At 73.9% G+C, this 16,629-nt stretch carries 14 protein-coding genes; 8 read left to right on the top strand and 6 right to left on the bottom strand.

Annotation, left to right across the window (positions count from 1 at the left end; genetic code table 11):
- Positions 1–15 precede the first annotated feature (15 nt).
- The 3 genes from ABD330_RS14795 to ABD330_RS14785 are packed head-to-tail and all read left to right on the top strand — an operon-like array spanning position 16 to position 3,328.
- On the top strand, positions 16–1,377 hold the full coding sequence (locus ABD330_RS14795; protein ID WP_344464948.1) for a hypothetical protein: 1,362 nt from the start codon (positions 16–18) through the stop codon (positions 1,375–1,377).
- Positions 1,378–1,397: 20 nt separating this feature from the next.
- Complete coding sequence (locus tag ABD330_RS14790; RefSeq protein ID WP_344464946.1) at positions 1,398–2,612, top strand: cytochrome P450; 1,215 nt, start codon at positions 1,398–1,400, stop codon at positions 2,610–2,612.
- A gap of 56 nt (positions 2,613–2,668) precedes the next feature.
- A complete protein-coding gene (locus ABD330_RS14785; RefSeq protein WP_344464944.1) occupies positions 2,669–3,328 on the top strand; it encodes an NB-ARC domain-containing protein in 660 nt (219 codons plus the stop codon).
- On the opposite strand, the gene ABD330_RS14780 is transcribed toward ABD330_RS14785, so the two are convergent.
- Both ABD330_RS14780 and ABD330_RS14775 read right to left on the bottom strand, forming a co-directional pair.
- Entirely contained in the window at positions 3,329–6,079 is a 2,751-nt protein-coding gene (locus ABD330_RS14780; RefSeq protein ID WP_344464942.1) for an AfsR/SARP family transcriptional regulator, read from the bottom strand.
- A 250-nt stretch (positions 6,080–6,329) separates the two neighbouring features.
- The gene (locus ABD330_RS14775) at positions 6,330–7,187 is read right to left on the bottom strand and encodes a universal stress protein (protein ID WP_344464940.1); all 858 of its coding nucleotides are present in this window, start codon (positions 7,185–7,187) and stop codon (positions 6,330–6,332) included.
- A 343-nt stretch (positions 7,188–7,530) separates the two neighbouring features.
- Here ABD330_RS14775 and ABD330_RS14770 point away from each other — a divergent pair, with 343 nt between their 5' ends.
- Complete coding sequence (locus ABD330_RS14770; RefSeq protein WP_344464938.1) at positions 7,531–7,920, top strand: hypothetical protein; 390 nt, start codon at positions 7,531–7,533, stop codon at positions 7,918–7,920.
- A gap of 263 nt (positions 7,921–8,183) precedes the next feature.
- Positions 8,184–8,651 (top strand): hypothetical protein, encoded by a 468-nt coding sequence (locus ABD330_RS14765; protein ID WP_344464936.1) that lies wholly within the window; start codon positions 8,184–8,186, stop codon positions 8,649–8,651.
- Positions 8,652–8,715: 64 nt separating this feature from the next.
- Here ABD330_RS14765 and ABD330_RS14760 read toward each other — a convergent pair whose 3' ends face one another.
- Entirely contained in the window at positions 8,716–9,519 is an 804-nt protein-coding gene (locus ABD330_RS14760) for a VIT1/CCC1 transporter family protein (RefSeq protein WP_344464934.1), read from the bottom strand.
- A gap of 351 nt (positions 9,520–9,870) precedes the next feature.
- On the opposite strand from ABD330_RS14760, the gene ABD330_RS14755 reads away from it, so the two are divergent.
- Positions 9,871–11,145 carry an alpha/beta fold hydrolase gene (locus tag ABD330_RS14755; protein ID WP_344464932.1) on the top strand — a complete coding sequence of 425 codons (1,275 nt, stop codon included), beginning with the start codon at positions 9,871–9,873 and terminating at the stop codon, positions 11,143–11,145.
- 35 nt (positions 11,146–11,180) lie between these two features.
- On the opposite strand, the gene ABD330_RS14750 is transcribed toward ABD330_RS14755, so the two are convergent.
- On the bottom strand, positions 11,181–12,476 hold the full coding sequence (locus tag ABD330_RS14750) for a YhgE/Pip domain-containing protein (protein ID WP_344464930.1): 1,296 nt from the start codon (positions 12,474–12,476) through the stop codon (positions 11,181–11,183).
- Between the two features lie 327 nt (positions 12,477–12,803).
- Here ABD330_RS14750 and ABD330_RS14745 point away from each other — a divergent pair, with 327 nt between their 5' ends.
- Complete coding sequence (locus tag ABD330_RS14745) at positions 12,804–13,265, top strand: GNAT family N-acetyltransferase (protein ID WP_425555533.1); 462 nt, start codon at positions 12,804–12,806, stop codon at positions 13,263–13,265.
- Positions 13,266–13,332: 67 nt separating this feature from the next.
- On the opposite strand, the gene ABD330_RS14740 is transcribed toward ABD330_RS14745, so the two are convergent.
- A complete protein-coding gene (locus ABD330_RS14740; RefSeq protein WP_344464926.1) occupies positions 13,333–14,247 on the bottom strand; it encodes a S41 family peptidase in 915 nt (304 codons plus the stop codon).
- A gap of 57 nt (positions 14,248–14,304) precedes the next feature.
- Here ABD330_RS14740 and ABD330_RS14735 point away from each other — a divergent pair, with 57 nt between their 5' ends.
- On the top strand, positions 14,305–14,868 hold the full coding sequence (locus ABD330_RS14735) for an ArsR/SmtB family transcription factor (protein WP_344464924.1): 564 nt from the start codon (positions 14,305–14,307) through the stop codon (positions 14,866–14,868).
- Between the two features lie 49 nt (positions 14,869–14,917).
- On the opposite strand, the gene ABD330_RS14730 is transcribed toward ABD330_RS14735, so the two are convergent.
- The gene (locus ABD330_RS14730; protein WP_344464922.1) at positions 14,918–16,441 is read right to left on the bottom strand and encodes an IPT/TIG domain-containing protein; all 1,524 of its coding nucleotides are present in this window, start codon (positions 16,439–16,441) and stop codon (positions 14,918–14,920) included.
- Positions 16,442–16,629: the final 188 nt, after the last annotated feature.

Genomic DNA, 16,629 nt, shown 5'->3' with positions numbered 1-16,629 from the left:
GAGGCGTTCCCCCAGATGGACAGCTCGACACTGACGGCGGACTACCTGGCCCTGGTGCGCGCACACGGCGCCACCGCCCGCGACCTGATCCGCGAGCCCGAATCCGACCTGCCGGCCAAGGCGTACGGCGACAAGCTGCTCTCCCGCCCGCTGTTCCTCGGCCACCAGGAGCAGGTACGGCTCACCGCCGACCTGGAGCTCTTCCGCTCCGCCCTGGACAGCCTGCCCGACCGGCTCTTCGGCGGGGACCTGGCAGCCTTCTGCCGGGCCGTCGGCCTCACCGAGGTCCAGGTCGAGGCGGTCATGCGCAGCCGCAGCGGCTCGGCGGCCAAACCCGCCCGGGTGGACCTCTACCGCGAGGAGTCGGGCTTCCGGCTGCTGGAGATCAACGTCAGCAGCGCGCTCGGCGGCCTGGACAACGCCGACGTCGGCCGGGCACAGCTCGGGCACCCCCTGCTGCGCGAGTTCGCCGACCGGCACGGGCTGGTCTGCGTGGACACCTTCGGCGAGCACATCCGGGACCTGTACGAGGACTGCGGCCTCGTGCCCGGTGACGACGCGGTGGTCGTGGTGGCCGACTGGCCGACCAGCTTCCAGGACCTCGGCCCCTACTGGGAGGCGTACGCGCGCAGGCTGCGCGAGCACGGTGTGAACGCCCGCCACTGCCACCTCGGTGAACTCGACGTGCGGGAAGGGCGGGTGTGGCTCGGCGACCTGGCGGTGGACGTCATCGAGCGCAAGTTCCTGCTGGAGGACCTGCTGGAGTCGCCCGGGGCCCGCGAGCTGATGTTCCCGGTCCTGGACGCCGCCGAGGCCGGCCAGGTGAGGATCTTCACCCCGCTGGACGCCGAGCCGTTCACCAGCAAGGCCGCCCTCGCGATGCTCTCGGACGAGCAGAACCGCCACCTGTTCGGCGCCGACGAACTCGCCGCCCTCGACCGCCTGCTGCCCTGGACCAGGGTGGTCCGCCCGGGCCCGGTGACGCTGGAGAGCGGCGAGCGGGTCGACCTGCTGGAGTACGCGATCCGGCACCAGCGGGAGCTGGCGTTCAAGCCGACCATGGCGGGCGGCGGCGGCCGGGGCATCGTGCTCGGCTGGGAGAAGGCCACCACCCCCGAGCTCTGGCGCGAGCAACTGACCACCGGGCTCGACAGCCCCGCCGTCCTCCAGCGCCGGGTCCGCCCGGTCACGGAGTACTTCCCGGACGAGCAGGGCGAGTTGGTGCCGTACCTGGCCGCCTGGGGTGTCTTCCTGGGCGGCAGCGGCTTCGGCGGCATCTACGCCCGCGCCACGACCCTCGACTCGGACCGCGGCGTGGTCAACGTCACCGGCGGTGCCAGCGCCGGTTCGGGCCTCTGCCAGCTGCCCCGCGCCTGAGAACGTACGGAGGAGACATCATGGACGCACCCCAGACCGGCGCGGTGACGGGCCGGTTCGACCTGGCCGACCCGGCCCGGTTCGCGGACGACGGCTACCTCGCCGAACTCGACCGGCTGCGCGAGGACGACCCGGTCAGCCGGCACCCCGAGGCGGACGGCCCCGGCTTCTGGGTCGTCACCCGGCACGCCGACGTCTGCCAAGTCTACAGCAACGACTCGCTGTTCAGCTCCAACCGGGGCATGCGCCTCGGCGGCGACCCCGACGCCGTCCGGGCGGTCGCCGACCGGATGCTGATCGTCAGCGACCCGCCGCGGCACCAGCGGATCCGAAGGCTGGTCGGCTCGGCCTTCACACCGCGCGCGATGCGTGCCCTGGAGTCGAGCATCCGCACGGTGGTCGGCGAACTCATGGACACCGCCCTGGAGTCGGGCAGCTGCGAGTTCGTCTCCACGGTGGCGCGGCCGCTGCCCACCGACCTGGTCTGCGCCTACATGGGCCTGCCGAGGGCCGACTGGCGGACGGTCGGCGAACTCACCACCGAGGGCATCGACTCCGAGGACGAGGACGACCGGTTCGCCGCCAACACCGAGCTCTTCCTCTACTTCAGCCGGGTCATCGAGCAGCGCAGGCGGCAGCCCGGCGAGGACATGATCAGCTCGATGCTCGCCGCAGCGGACGAGGCGGCCGGCCCGGAGCCGTTCTCGGACGTCGACCTCGTGATGAACTTCGTCGGCATCCTGATCGGAGCCAACGAGACCACCCGCTACACCGTGGCCGGCGGACTGGTCGCGCTGACCGAACACCCCGCGCAGTGGCAGGCGTTGCAACGCGACGCCGGACTGGTCGACACCGCCGTGGACGAGATCCTGCGCTGGGTCGCGCCCGCCGTGCACGCCCTGCGCACGGTGACCTCCGACACCGAGCTGCACGGGCACACCCTGGCGGCCGGTGACCGGGTCACCGTCTGGACGGCCGCCGCCAACCGCGACCCCCGCGTCTTCGAGCAGCCCGAACGCTTCGACCTCGCGCGCACCCCGAACCGGCAGTTGAGCTTCGGGTACGGACGGCACGTCTGCGTCGGCGCGAGGCTCGCCCGGATGCAGATCGCGGCCTTCGTCGAGGAGTTGCGTACCCGGGTCGGGGCGATCGAACTGGATGGGCCCGTCGCATGGAATCCGTCGAACTTCACCCGGGGGCCGATCCGGCTCCCGGTGCGGCTGAGCGCGCGCTGACCGAGCGCCCTGACCGGTGGCAACTGCCGCCTCCCGCAAGACTGTTCGTCGGACGAATGGCCGAACTCCGGTGGCTGGACCAGGTCTTTGCGGCACGGCGGGGCGAACCCGTCGTGGCCGTCCTGGCCGGTGAGCCCGAGGTGGGCAAGAGCGCACTGGCGGTGTACTGGGCGCACCGGGCGGCCCCGCACTACCCGGGCGGCCTGCTCTTCGCGGATCTCGGCGGACCGAGCGCTCCCGGAGCCCCGGCCGAGGTGCTCGGGGGCTTCCTCCGCACACTCGGCGAGCCGGCCGCCGACGTACCGGCCGGTGGCCCGGCCCGATCGGCCCGCTTCGCCGAACTCAGCCGCACCCGGAGGATGCTGGTGGTGGTGGACGGCGTCGCCGAGAGCGACGACGTCCGTCCGCTGCTGCCGGCCGGGCACGGCTGCGCCGCCCTGGTGACCAGCCGCTCGCCGCTCACCCGGCTGGTCGCCCAGGAGGCCGCCGCCTGGCTCGCGGTGGGGCCGCAGGCCGAGCAGGACGCACTCGACCTGCTCGCCGTCGCGATCGGACCGGGCCGGGTGCTGGCCGAACCGGAGATGGCGCGCTGCCTGGTCCTGCTCTGCGGCGGCAGCCCGCCGGCCCTCCTGCGGGCCGCCGCCCGGCTGGCCGGGCAGGCGGACCGGCCGATCGCCGGACTGGTCGCACAGTTCGCCGCGGCGGCCGCGCGGTGATCAGCCCGCCGCGAGGCGCGCCTTCAGCTGCTTGACCTGCCGGGTCAGCCGGCCCTGCTCGGTGGCGATCTCCAGGGCCTGCTCCCACTGTTGCCGGGCCTCGGCGGTCCGGCCCTGGTCGTGCAGGACCTGCCCCATGAAATGCGCGACGTCGAACTCCACGTGGACGTTGCCCTGTTCACGCCCGATCGCCAGCATCCGGCGGATCTGCTCCACCGCTTCGCCGGTCCGGCCCAGCCCGTGCAGGACCTGGGCGTAGGTCTTCGTCGAGATGACCAGAAAGGGATCCGCCCGCTGCCCGTCCAGCAGTCTCAGCGACTCCTCGATCGGCGCCAACGAAGCCTGTGGCCTGCCGAGTTCGCGCCAGCCGTCGGCCAGGTTGTTGAGCGCCTGGGAGAGCAGCCGGCCGTCACCCGCCTCCCGCGCCTCGGCCACCGTCGTCTCCAGGAGCGGCATCGCCTCCCGCCGGTCCATGAAGCTGGCCATCATGCTCCGGTAGCGGTGGCGCAGCACCGGCCTGCTGGCGGGGTCGGCGAGCTGGAAGGCCCGCTCGGACTGGCGGAGTGCCTCGGCCGTCCGCCCCTGCCACCCGAGCGACAGGCTGTGGTTGGAGTACAGGTGCGGCCACTGCTCGGCGATGCCGGCGGAGTCGGCCGCCGCCAGGGCCCGGGCGATCACCTGCTCCCACTCGCGGAACCGCCCCGCGTCGTTGTAGAGGAAACCCGCGTTCTCGGCCAGCCGGCAGCCATGGGCGTGCAGTTGCCGGCCGTGCGCGAGGCCCGCCAGGTCGCGGATGACCGGCTCCTCGCCCCGGAACCAGGCGGCGGCGTCGGCCGCCTTGGCGAACGGCGGCACGCCACCGGTCGGCGGCTGCGGCGGGTGGTGGTAGCGGGCCTCGGGGCGGGTGGTCGCGACCGCGGCGGCGGTGGCCGCGAGGTAGTAGTCCAGCAACCGGGTCAGGGCCTGCTGCCGGTCGGCGGCCGGCAGACTCTCCGCCGCGTGCCGGGCGTAGAGCCGGACCAGGTCGTGGCGGGCGTACCGGCCGGGGGCCGTCTCCTGGACGAGGTGCGCCGAGTCCAGTACGTCCAGCGAGCCGCGAACGGCCCGGCGGTCGGTGCCCACCAGGGCGGCCGCCGCGCAGGGATCGATCTGCTGGCCGGGATGCGTCCCGAGCAGCCGGAACAGCTCCGCCGCCGGCTCCGGCAGCGCCCGGCAGGTGAGTTCGAGCGCGGCCTCGACGCTCAGCGGGCCCTGGGTGGAGAGCGCGGCCAGCCGGGAGCGTTCGTCGGCGAGTTCCCCGGCCAGTGCGGCGACCGACCAGTGCGGCCGGGTCGCCAGCCGCGATCCGGCGATCCGCAGGGCCAGCGGGAGCCGCTCGCACAGCTCCACCACTTGGCGGGCCGCCTCCGGCTCGGCCGTCAGCCGCTGCCGTCCGGCCACCCGGGCCAGCACGTCGAACGCCTCCTCGGCCGAGAGCGCGTCCAGCGGCAGCACGACCGCGCCCTCCTGGGCCACCAGCTCGCAGAGCCGGTGCCGACTGGTCACCAGCGCGACGCAGCCCGGCTCGGCGGGCAGCAGCGGGAGCACCTGCTCGGCACTGCGGGCGTTCTCCAGCACGATCAGGACCCGGCGCCCGGCCAGCGCCGTCCGGTACTGCGCGACGGCGTCCTCCAGCCCGCCCGGGATCGCCGACTCGGCTACCCCGAGTGCGCGCAGCAGGCTCGCCAACGCCTCCTCCGGGCGCAGCGGTTCGGTCTCGTCGAAGCCGCGCAGGTTCACGCCGATCCGGCCGTCCGGGAAGGTGGTCGCGTGCCGGTGCGCCCAGCGCAGCACCAGGGCGGTCTTGCCGACCCCGGCCGGCCCGGTGACCAGGAGCACCCCGTCCCCGTCCGGTCCCGCGTGCTCGCCGAGCCAGGCCAGCTCCGCTTCGCGGCCGATGAACCCACCTGCCTCGCGGGGCAGTTGCGCCGGAGCGCCGACCGGCCCGGACTGCTCGTCGACCACCTGAGCCGCCGGCGCGGCGGGCGCCGGGGCCGGAGCCAGCACCTGCGCGAACGCGGCCTGGAGCTCGGCGCCCGGGTCGACCCCGAGCTCCTCCGCGAGCCGCAGCCGCACCTGGTGGTAGGCCGCCAGCGCCTCCGCCTGCCTGCCCTCCTGCTGGAGGCAGAGCATCGTCAACCGTGCCAGCGACTCCCGCAGGGGATGAGCGGCGAGCGCCTCGGCCAGCTCGGCGCCGGCCAACGGCCCCTGCCCGATCCGCAGCAGCCGCTCGGCCAACTGCTCCAGGGCCTGGAGACGGGTGGACTCGAACCGCTGGGCCGACCCCTCCCGCAGCGCGGTCGATCCGCAGTCGGACAGCGCGGGCCCCCGCCACTGGCCGAGTGCCTGGCGGAGCAGCTGGACGGCCGCCCGGTCGTCCTGGGCCTGGGCCCGTGCCAGCAGGCCCTGCTGGCGGTGCACGTCGATCTGCTCGGGGTCGGCCTGCAGCATGTACCCGGGTTCGCGGGTGACCAGCCGGATACTGTCGTCGAAGATGCCGCGCAGCCCGGCCACGTGCCCCTGCAGGACAGTCTTCGCGGTGGGCGGCGGCGCCTGGTCCCAGACCGTGTCCAGCAGCCGGCCGACCGGGACGACCCGGTTGACGTCCATCGCGAGCGTGGCCAGGACCGCGCGTCGCCGGGCACCCCCGATGTGCACCGACGAGCCGTCGTGGGCCCGGAGTTCCACCGGGCCCAGCAGCAGGATGTTCATGGTGGTTCCTGTCTTCCCCCGCCTCGACCGGGACCCGTTCGGTGCGGACGGGTCTTCGAAGCACGGCGCTCACCGTGGTTGCGGCGCGCGCCGGTTGTCGGGCCGGGCGTTGCCGGGCGGACCCGCCGAACTGGCGGTGGCGGCCCTGACCTGCATCGTTTCGGCTGACGCTGTGAAACATAGCCCAGCTCCGACCGGCGGGGTAGTCCAGTCGGTGAACGAACGGTGTCGTCCCGGCGAAGGGCGGCGGTCAGCCTGCCGGTACCACCGCGACCGGGCACTGCCCGTGCTGGACGACGGCCTGGCTGACCGAACCGAGCCGCCCGAGCGGGCCGCGCGCGGTGCCGTGGCGGCCGACCACGACCAGCTGGTGCGCGGCGGAGAGCGCGACCAGCTCCCGCGCCGCGCCCGAGCGCACGGAGAGCGTCTCCACCTTCACCCCGGGGTACTCCTGCCGGTACCCGGCGAGCACCTCGGCGAGCAGGCGATCCTGCTCCGCCTTGATGTGGCCCTCCTCGAAGACCGGCGGCAGCGCGCGGCCGGCCCCGGCGACCAGCGGATAGCTCCAGGCGTGCACGGCCAGCAGCGGCAGCTCCCGGCGCACCGCGGCCTCGAAGGCGAAGTCGAGCACCGGCTGCTCCGGGTCCCGCCCGTGCACGCCGGCCAGCACGCCGCCGGCCGAGGCGCGGTCGGCCGCCGGATGGACCACGACCACCGGGCATGCGGCCCGGGCGGCGGCGTCCAGGCTGGTCGAACCGACCAGCAGACGCGGGAACCCGCCCGAACCACGCGCTCCGAGCACCAGGAGTTCCGCCTCCCCGGCGGCGGCGAGCACCGCGTCCCGGGCGTGGCCGTCCACCAGCTCGGTGGTGACCGCCAGGTCCGGATGGCGCAACCGGGCCTGCTCGGCGGCCGCACCGAGGGCCTCCTCGCCGGCGTCCCGGCTGAGGTGGGTCGCCCGCCCGGTGAACGCCTGCGCCATCTCGCCGAACCAGGCGTGCAGCAGGTGGAGCGAGCCCCGGCGCTGCCGGGCCTCGTCCGCGGCCCAGTCGACGGCGTCGTGGCTGGCGTCCGTGCCGTCGATGCCGACGACCACTCGGTACCGCATGCTGTGCTCCTCGCAGTGGGCTGGGGTTCTGCTGGCTCCTCCCATGGTCACCGCCCGCCGCCCCGCTGTCCTGGGCCGGTCGGCGGGGCGGGCGCCGCGGGGGCGAGGCGGGTGGCAGGGTGGACGGGTGCGATCCGGCCGCCGGCCCCGTCGGCCCGTCGGCCCGCCGGCCGCCGCCGGTCGCCGCCCGTGCGCCGGGCCCGGTTGCGGGGGAGCCCTCGCGGCCGGCCCCGCGCGGTGGAGCCCCGGCGGCGGGCGCGTGCAACCGGTGGCCGCGCAGCGGCGTCCTGGCTCACAACCTGCCATCGTTTTCGAGTGGCATTCGATCAACTGGGGGAAGTCCATGCGCTCCACCTTCCGTCGTGCCGTTGCCCTGACCGCCGTCACCGGCGGCCTGCTCGCCGTGGCGGCGGGCACCGCCGCCGCCAAGAGCGACATCTCGGTGTCCGTCAGCACCCACGCGCTGCGGGTCGGCCAGTCCGTCCAGGTGACGGCCCGGGGCGGTGACGACGCGGTCCGCGTGACGTACGTCTGCGTCGACCAGCGGCTCGGCTCGGGAGCCTGGCGGCAGGTCGGCTGCTCCGGGACTCCGGGCAGTGCGCTGACCGTCCGGGTGAGCGCCGGGCAGCGCGGCCAGGAGCAGTTCCGCGCCAGGCTGCTCGCCCGCCGGGCCGGTGACGGCAGGCTCGTCACGGACCGGCTCTCCGGCCCGGCCACGGTCCGCGTCGGCTGACGGTCCGTCCGCGCGGGTGCGTGGTCCTGCCCGATCTCCTGGCGGGCGGGACCACGGCCCGCCGCTTCCACGGCCCCACGGCGTGTCGGCCCTGCTGCGGGGGCACCCGTGCGGTGCGGCTCCCGGGCAAAACGATTCGGCATCGGCCGTTTGGCGGAACCGATTGAGCCGATCCGGCCGAAGGTGCCCGTGCGGTGTCTGGCATAGGGCTGGCAGATGCTCCGGGGACGTGCCCTCGCGGGGGCGGGGACGTTGGGCACGGTATGGAAGACACCTCTGCTGAGAACGCCCGTTCGCTCGCCCGCGAGGCGTTGTCGATGCTCGGCCAGCGCAGATGGGACGCCGCCTCGGCGCTCGCCGCGGTCGCCTCCGTCTACGCGCGCATGGCCTCGGCCATGCCCGAACCGAAACCCGCCGTGCTGCCCGGCTCCCGGACCCCCCCGGCCGCCGACAGCGACGTCCCGGACCTGCTGCTGAAGGCACACCGGTCGGTCGAACAGGCGGGCGGCCGGATGTACTGCGCCGACCTCGCCAACGCGCTCGCCCTGGACGCCCAGAGCCTGGCCGCTGAGCTCAGCGCGCTCTTCCGGCGGGTCGGAATCACCCGGCCGGGAGCCGGGACCCTGCCGGTGCCCGGCGGCGCGTCCCGTCCCGGGTACCTCGCCGACACGCTGGCCGCCGCGATCGACGCCTACCGGAGTCTGACGGCGCCGGCCGCCCCGAGCCTGTAGCGGACCCGCCCAGGGGTGAGGTGCCCGAGCCTGGTCCACCTCACCCCGTCACCCGACGGCGGGGTCAGCCGCCCACCGACCCGCCGACCAGCCGGCCGACGCCGAAGGTGACGGCCATGGCCAGTGCGCCGCCGATGACCAGCCGCGCGACCGCCGGTGCCTTCTTCGACCCGCCGAGCTGCGCGCTCAGTGCGCCGGTGAGTGCGAGGGCGACCAGCACCACGGCGAACGTCACGGGCACCCGCCAACCGGCCGGGGGCAGCAGGACGGCCAGCAGCGGCAGCGCCGAACCCAGGGTGAAGGCGATCAGCGAGGCCCATGCGGCATGCCAGGGGTTGGTCAGCTCCTGCGGGTCGATCCCCAGCTCGGCGTCGGCGTGCGCCGCGAACGCGTCGTTGGCCGTCAGCTCCTGGGCCACCTGGAGGGCGGTCGCGGGCTGGAGCCCCTTGGCCTCGTACAGGGCCGCCAGTTCGGCGATCTCCTCCTCGGGGAACTCCTGGAGTTCGGTGCGCTCGATGGCGAGCAGCGTGCGCTCGACGTCCCGCTGGCTGCTGACCGACACGTACTCGCCGAGCGCCATCGACACCGCACCGGCCACCAGCCCCGCGATGCCCGCCGTGAAGACGGGCCCTCTGGAGGACGTCGCACCGGCCACCCCGACCACCAGGCCGGCGGTCGAGACGATGCCGTCGTTGGCGCCGAGCACACCGGCCCACAGGGCGTTGAGCCGGCCGGCGAGTCCCTGCGGGTGGTGCGGTTCCGGCTCGGCCACGGCCTTCCGCCCGGGGCCCGCCGGGCCTTGCCGGTGCGTCCCGGTCTCGCGGTCGGAGACCGGGCCGGCGTTGCCGGTCGAGGTCGGCTCGGTCATGCAAAGCTCCGTTCGAAGCGTGTCGGATCCGACGAGTGCCCTCATCGTGCCCGGCCCGGGGCCGGTCCGCACGAGGTCCGGGCGCGGTTCGGACGAGGTCCGGACGTCGACCGGGTGAGGTCCTGGCGAGTTCGGGAAGTGCGGCCCCGACCTCTCCCGGTCTCTCCTCGCCCGGTCTCCGCGGTACACCCCGCCCGGAGCGGCACGGTCTTGGCGAGGACCCTCGTCATGAGAGTTGACTTGCATCTTGGGGGTTGGCCTTCTACCTTTGTGAGAGCGAACTCTCGTGAGCACTCGAAAATCCTCGACGGCTCCCGACGACCTTTCGCGAACCGAAGGAGCAGACACGCAATGAACGAGGCTTCAGTGGTCACCCCCGGCGGCGGAGAGACGATCCGGCTGGGAACGACGCGGATGCGCATCCTGGAGGACGGGAGCAGCACGGGCCACCGGCTCGGGATCGGCGAGATCACCCTCGCCCCGCACAGCGAGGGACCGCCGCAGCACCGCCACGCCGAGCACGACGAGGGCTTCTACGTCGTCTCGGGCGAGGCCCGCTTCACCGTCGGGGAGACGGTGCACGAGGCACCCGCCGGTACGTTCGTGATGATCCCGCCCGGCGTCCCGCACACCTTCGCCAACCCCGGTGACCGGCCGGCCGTGCTGCTGAACACCTTCACCCCCGATCTGTACGTGCGGTACTTCCGTGACCTGCGGGACATGATCGCCGCCGGCCAGGAGCTCACCCCCGAAGCGACGGTGCACGCCATGAGCCGGTACGCGACCGTCCCGGCCACCGACTTCGCCCGGCCCGGGCCGGCCGGTACGAGCCGCACGCTCGCCCTCGACGGGGTCGAGCTCGACTTCGAGGACCACGGCCAGGGGCGGCTGGTCCTCCTGCTGCACGGTGGCGGCGGCCCGCAGACCGTCGCCCCGTTCGTCCGGCTGCTGGCCGGGCAGCGGCCGGCCCGGGTGATCGCACCCGTCCACCCCGGCTTCGGCGGGACCGGCCGGCCCGACGGCCTGACCAGCCCCGCCGGGCTCGCCCGGCTCTACGCGCGGCTGCTGGAGGAACTCGACCTGACCGGCGTCACGGTGGTCGGCAACTCCCTCGGCGGCTGGGTCGCCGCCGAGCTGGCGCTGCTCGGCAGCGACCGGATCAGCGGTGTGGTGCTCGTCAACGCCGTCGGGATCGTGGTCCCCGGGCACCCCGTCGCCGACGTCTTCGCGCTGTCGCCGCAGGAGCTGTCCCGCCTCAGCTTCCACGATCCGGCGAAGTTCCGGATCGACCCCGGTGCGCTCACCGAGGCCCAGCGGGCTGGCGCCGCCGCCAACCGGGCGGCCCTCGCCGTCTACGGCGGGCCCGCCTCGGCGGGGGACCCGACTCTGCGGGGCCGGCTGGCCGGGGTCGGGCTGCCGACCCTGGTGCTGTGGGGCGAGAGCGACCAGGTCGTCGACCAGGACTACGGCCGGGCCTACGCCGCGGCCGTCCCGAACGCCCGGTTCCAGCTGCTGCGCGGCACCGGTCACGTCCCGCAGATCGAGACGCCCGGGCAACTGCTCCCGGCCGTCTGGGATTTCGTCCACGCGCAGGACGGTGACCGGACGGCGGGTCAGCGGGCCTGACGGCCGCGTCCCGGGGGAGCACCCCGGGACGCGCCTCAGCCGTCGGCGGCGGGGGAGTGGGCCGGGTGCGGCTCGGCCGGCTCGGGGACGATGCGGTGCAGGCCCCGGCGGTCGTAGTAGGAGGTCATGGCGAATCCGAAGGCCAGCGCGGCCACCAGGCCCACGGCCATCATGATCCACGCACGGGTGAGCCCGGCGTCGGCCCGGGCGTCGAAGTAGAGGATCGAGCGGACTCCGCCGGTCAGCTGCCGCATCGGTTCGAACTCGGCCAGCACCCGGTAGAAGCGGGGGAGCGCCTCCAGCGGGATGGTCGCGCCCGAGGAGGGCAGGGCGAGCGCGATGAAGACGAACATGCTGAGCAGTTGGCCGACCCCGCCGAACGCGGCCAGCAGGGCCTGGACGCCCATCCCGACGATCGCGCTGGCACAGAACGAGAACACCCAGAGCAGCGGCAGGTGCGAGGCGTCCATGCCCAGCACGGCGACGCTCGCGAGCATGATCAGACTGGACGTCAGCACCGAGAGCCCGACCGACATCGCCCAGGTGACCAGCAGGGTCTGGGTCCGGCTGATCGGGACGGTCGGGAACTGCCGCCGGATCGGCCCCAGCTCGCTGGCCGCGTAGCCGAGCGCCACGTCGACACCGTTGCTGATCACACTGGCGCCGAGGAACCCGGACAGGACGAGCAGCAGCGTGTAGTAGAAGGCGGTCAGGCCCAGGCCGCTGTGCGTGCCGATCGGGTGGCCGACCACGACGTTGACGGTGACCGGATCCGCGAGCAGCAGCCGCGCGGCGTTGCTCACGGCCGCGCCCTGGGCCGGTGCCTGGGCCTGGAGCCGCGCGGTGAGCGAGCTGCCGAGCTGGACCGAGGCCGCCTTGGCCGCCGCCTGCGCGATCGAGGTGGCCAGCGAGGAGGCCAGGCTCCCGGCCCCCGGGTTGCTGAGGACGGAGACGGTGGGCCGGGCCGGTGCCCGCGGACCGGCGGACCCGAGCGCGGCCACGGCGGCGGTGAAGCCGTCCGGTACCTCCAGGACGGCGTACAGCTTGCCGGCGGCGAGGCCGTCCGCCGCACCGGGCCCGTCCAGCACCCGCCAGTCCACCTGGCCCGCCGGGTCCGGCGCGGTGGCGATCCCCTGGGTGATCTGGGCACCGAGGTTGGCCGGCTGCCCGCCCACCACCGAGCCCCGGTCGAGGTTGACCAGCCCGATCGGCATCCGGCTCAGGTCGCCGCGCGGGTTGAGGATGCCGCCCATGTAGACGAGCGAGAGCAGCAGGGACACCAGGCCGATGATCACGGTCGGCAGCAGCCAGACCCGTGGATTGCGCAGCACCCGGGCGGCCGTCGTCCGGCCGGGCCCGGCGCTCCCGGCGCTTCCGGCGCTTCCGGCCGGTCCTGCGGGGTCTGCCGGTCCTGCGGGGCCTGCGGGACTTCCGGGGTCGCCAGGATCGGTGGGCCCGGCGGGTCCGGTCGGTGGGTCGGTCGAAGGCATCGCTCTCCCCGGAATCGGACCTGCCGTGTCGCCCACAAAATATCTGGTGTGCCCCGGTTTGTGACGTTGCCCCGCCTGGCGAGTCGGCCAGGTCCGGCCTGGTGCGGTCCGCTCCGGCTGTTCCGGAAAGGCCGGTGGGTCGCCGGTCCGGCTGCGATGATCACTGCCATGCAAATGGAGATCGCACCAGCCGAGATGGCCGACCTGCGCCAGGTCCTCGCCGACCATCCGCGCTACTGGGGAGAGCGCGATCTGCGCTCCCTGCACCTGTCGGCGCTGGTGCGGGAGTTCGGCCCGACCTGCCTGGTCGCCCGCGCCGAGGACGGCATCCGCGGGTACGTCCTCGGGTTCACCACCCCGACCGGGACCGGGTACGTGCACCTGATCGCCACCCGGGACGACGCCAGGGGCAGCGGACTCGGCCGCCGGCTGTACGCGGAGTTCGCCGCCGCCGCCCAGCGCTGCGGCGCGGTGCGCCTGAAGGCGGTCACGTCGGTCGGGAACACCGGCTCGATCGCGTTCCACCGCGGACTCGGCTTCACGGCGGAGACCGTCGAGGACTACAACGGCCCCGGCCAGGCGATGGTCGTCTTCCGGCGCGTCCTGCCGTTCGACGCGGCACGGCCCTGACCGGCGGACTCCGGCCGGCGGGTGGTCACGGCCGTCCGCCGGCGGGCGTACCGGCTGTGATCCCGGGTCAGCCCGCCAGGCGGGCCTGGGCCAGCGCGTGGGCGCGGTCGAGCGCGTCGTCGGCGGCGCACGGGACGTCGGGCTGCACGCCGGTGCCCTCCCAGTTGGTCCCGGAGACCGGGTTGACGGAGCGGCCGACCGGGATGTGGGCCTCCAGGTGGGGGTGGAGGGTCCAGCTCTCCCGGGGGTGCGCGCCGCCGCCGGTGCGTTCGCCGACGATGACGGCGCGGCCGAGCTGCTGCAGGTTGTAGCTCAGCTCCTCGCCGCCGGAGAAGGTGCGGCCACTGGTCAGCACGTACAGCGGCTTGCTGCCGCCGAAGCGCGCGCCGGGGACGTGCACCGGGCTCCACGACTGCTCGCGGCGATCGCCCTCGCGCCAGAGCATGGTGTTGAGGTGGGTGCGCTCGTCGAGCAGGTAGCCGCAGACGAAGGCGACGGTGTCCGGGTCGCCGCCCAGGTTCCCGCGGAGATCCAGGATGAGCGCCTCGGCCCGCGAGGCGAGGGTGAACGCCGCGCTGATCGGCTCGGCCGCCCAGGCCAGCGGGAACACCGCCGGGGCGATCTCCAGGACGGCCACCCCGCCCGCCAGCAGCTCGATCCGGGGCACGCCGCCCATCGAGTCGTCGAACTTGCGGCGCATGGCCGCGAGGGTGGCGGCGCCCTGCTCGGAGGGGATCACCTCGGGGTAGTGCTTGAGCCGCAGATGCCCGTCCTGGTTGACGGACTGCAGGTCGGCGGTGACCAGCGCGCCGAGCTCCGCCGGGTCGACCTGGTAGGCGCCCTCGGCGAGCCGTCGGTGCAGCAGGGTGACGATCTGCTCGGCCACCTCCGGGAAGACGTAGTGCTCGGTCACAAGGCGGGTCAGCTCGTCGATGACGGGGGCGGCGGCAAAGGTGGTTTGAGGCTGCGTCAGAGTTGTCATGCCGAGGAGTGAAGCACTGCCCTTGCGAAAGCGTCAAGAGAATTGGACACTTAGCTCATGCCCGAGCAGCCGCAGTCGCAGCACCAGCCGACCCCGCCTCCGCCGGCGGACGTCCAGCAGATCGGATCACCCGAGCAGTACGCGGCGCTGGCCCATCCGCTGCGTCAGCGGCTGCTCTTCGCCCTGGGGTACCAGCAGGCCACCATCCGTCAGCTCGCCGCCCAGCTCGGTGCGTCGAAGGGCACCGTGGCCCACCACCTCAAGGTGCTCCGCGAGGCCGGGATGGTCCGGATCGCCGAGACCCGCCAGGTGCGCGGCGGCACCGAGCAGTACTTCCGGCGCACGGCCCGCCGGATGGCCGTCGCCGACCCCCAGGCGGCCGGCACCGCCGCGATGCTCGGTGCCGTCGCCCAGGAGCTGGACCGCTCGCACGCCGAGACCTGCCTGACCCTGCGCCACCTGCGCCTCGACCCCGCGAAGGCCGACCGGCTCGCCGAACTCCTGGCCCAGCTGGTCGACGAGGCGGAGGACGGCTCCGAGGGCCAGCCCGTGTACGGCGTCCTGGTGGCGATGTACGAGCAGTTCCGCCCGGGCGAGGGCGAGGGCGAGGGCGAGGGCTAGGGCTAGGGTGGCAGCGGCGCCGAAGGCGGTACCGGCGCCGCCGCCCGGCTCACCCCGTGTAGGTGAACTCGTTGGACAGGGCGGTGGGGGTCAGGTAGCCGCCGGTCAGCACCCGGACGTTCACGGTCGCGGGCGCGATCGGGTCCTGGTCCGGCAGCGGCGCCCGGACGGTGATCTCGGTCGGCCCGGCGGAGAGAACGTGAGCGGCCCTGTCCCCGAAGTAGACGACGGGGTCGGCCGCGAAGCCCTGGCCGTTGACGAAGACCTTGGTGTCCACCGTCCCCGAGACTGGAGCGATATCGTTGGTCACCGCCGGCTGGGGCCCGTCGTAGGCGAACCGGAGGAACGCCGAGGCCGGCGAGGTGCCCAGGATGGTGGTCACCTGGACGTCGACCACGCCGACTCCTTCGGGTACGTAGCAGGTGATCTGCGTCCCGTCCCCGTTGACGGTGAACTTCTCGCACGGGACGGTGCCGAAGTCGACCACGGTTTCGGCTGTCGCGGGATCCACGCCGAAGCCGCTGCCGTAGACGGTGATCTCGGTGCCGACGGGCCCGAAGGCCGGGGTCATCGCGGTCACCACCGGGCCGGCGGTCACCACGGGTGCCCCGACCTGGCCCAGGTACGTCGAGTTGGCGTGCTGGAAGGCCACCTGGGCCAGGAAGTCCTCGACCGAGCTCAGGGTCGCGTAGGGGTAGTACGTGCCGGGTTGCCCGTAGTCGGTGTTCATGGCGTACGGGTAGCCCGGCTGGGCGTAGACGTTGATCCCGGTGAGGGAGTCGATCGTGCTGATGAGCGTCTTCACGTCGAAGTTGGCCGCCGGCCCCGGGGCGGGGTACCAGTCCTTGGTGGCGGCGAGGCCCGCCCAGGCCTGCGGGATCAGGTCGTAGGAGTTGTAGCAGTGCTCGTTCGCGGCCCACGGCAGGGAGTCGACGAAGTCGGCGAAGGCCTGGTCGCCGGCGGTGGGCGCGGCGAAGGTCGACAGCGCGAACTGCGGCGCGGCGGGGCTCCAGTCGAACGCCTGGAGGTAGGGCGCGACCATGGTGGCGATGCAGCCGCCCAGGCTGTGGCCGACGACGTAGACCACCGGCTTCGCGGGCAGTACCGCACGGATCACCTCGTCGAGCGCCTGCACCAGGCCGACGCCGTCCGAGCGCATGCCGGCGATCTGGGTGAACGCGGCCATCGCGCCCGACGACACCGAAACGGTCTGCGGCGATCCGCCGGCGGTGAACGGGACGACGGTGCCGACGTCGAGGTCTTCCAGCAGGTCGGCCGCGTTGGCGGCGACCGTACCGCGGATGACGACGGCGAACTCCGGTGTGGTGCCCGGCTTGTAGGCGAGGTACGCCAGGTTCGCGTTGTCCGGAGAGAGTCCGAGCCAGACCAGCTGCCAGACGCCCCCCGTCGCGAGGGAGGTGTCCGCCAGCTGGGCGGCGATGCCCTTCCTGATGCGCGCATGGTGCTCCGGCCGGCTCTCCCCCGACGGACGGGGGGTCGCGCCGGTGGCCGCGATCGCGGCCAGGGTCATGGTCACCTGACGGACGGCCGGATCCAACGGCTGCACGGTCATTCCTACTCCTCGGGTAGTCGCCCAGTGGGTTCGTACCCAATCTATTGATCGGGCCGGGTGCCCGGTGTCCGGTCGGCCGGGTGGCGGAACCGGTTTCAGGCGTTCGGCCCAACGGCGGCCCCGCGTGAACGGCCGTCCCGGCGAACCCGGTGGCGGAACTCCCCGGAACACCGGCGGACCGTGCCCTC

This window comes from Kitasatospora kazusensis, from assembly GCF_039529945.1.
Classification (GTDB): domain Bacteria; phylum Actinomycetota; class Actinomycetes; order Streptomycetales; family Streptomycetaceae; genus Kitasatospora; species Kitasatospora kazusensis.
The sequence above is the reverse complement of the archived record's forward strand: the minus strand, read 5'-3'. Positions and strand labels throughout refer to the sequence as shown.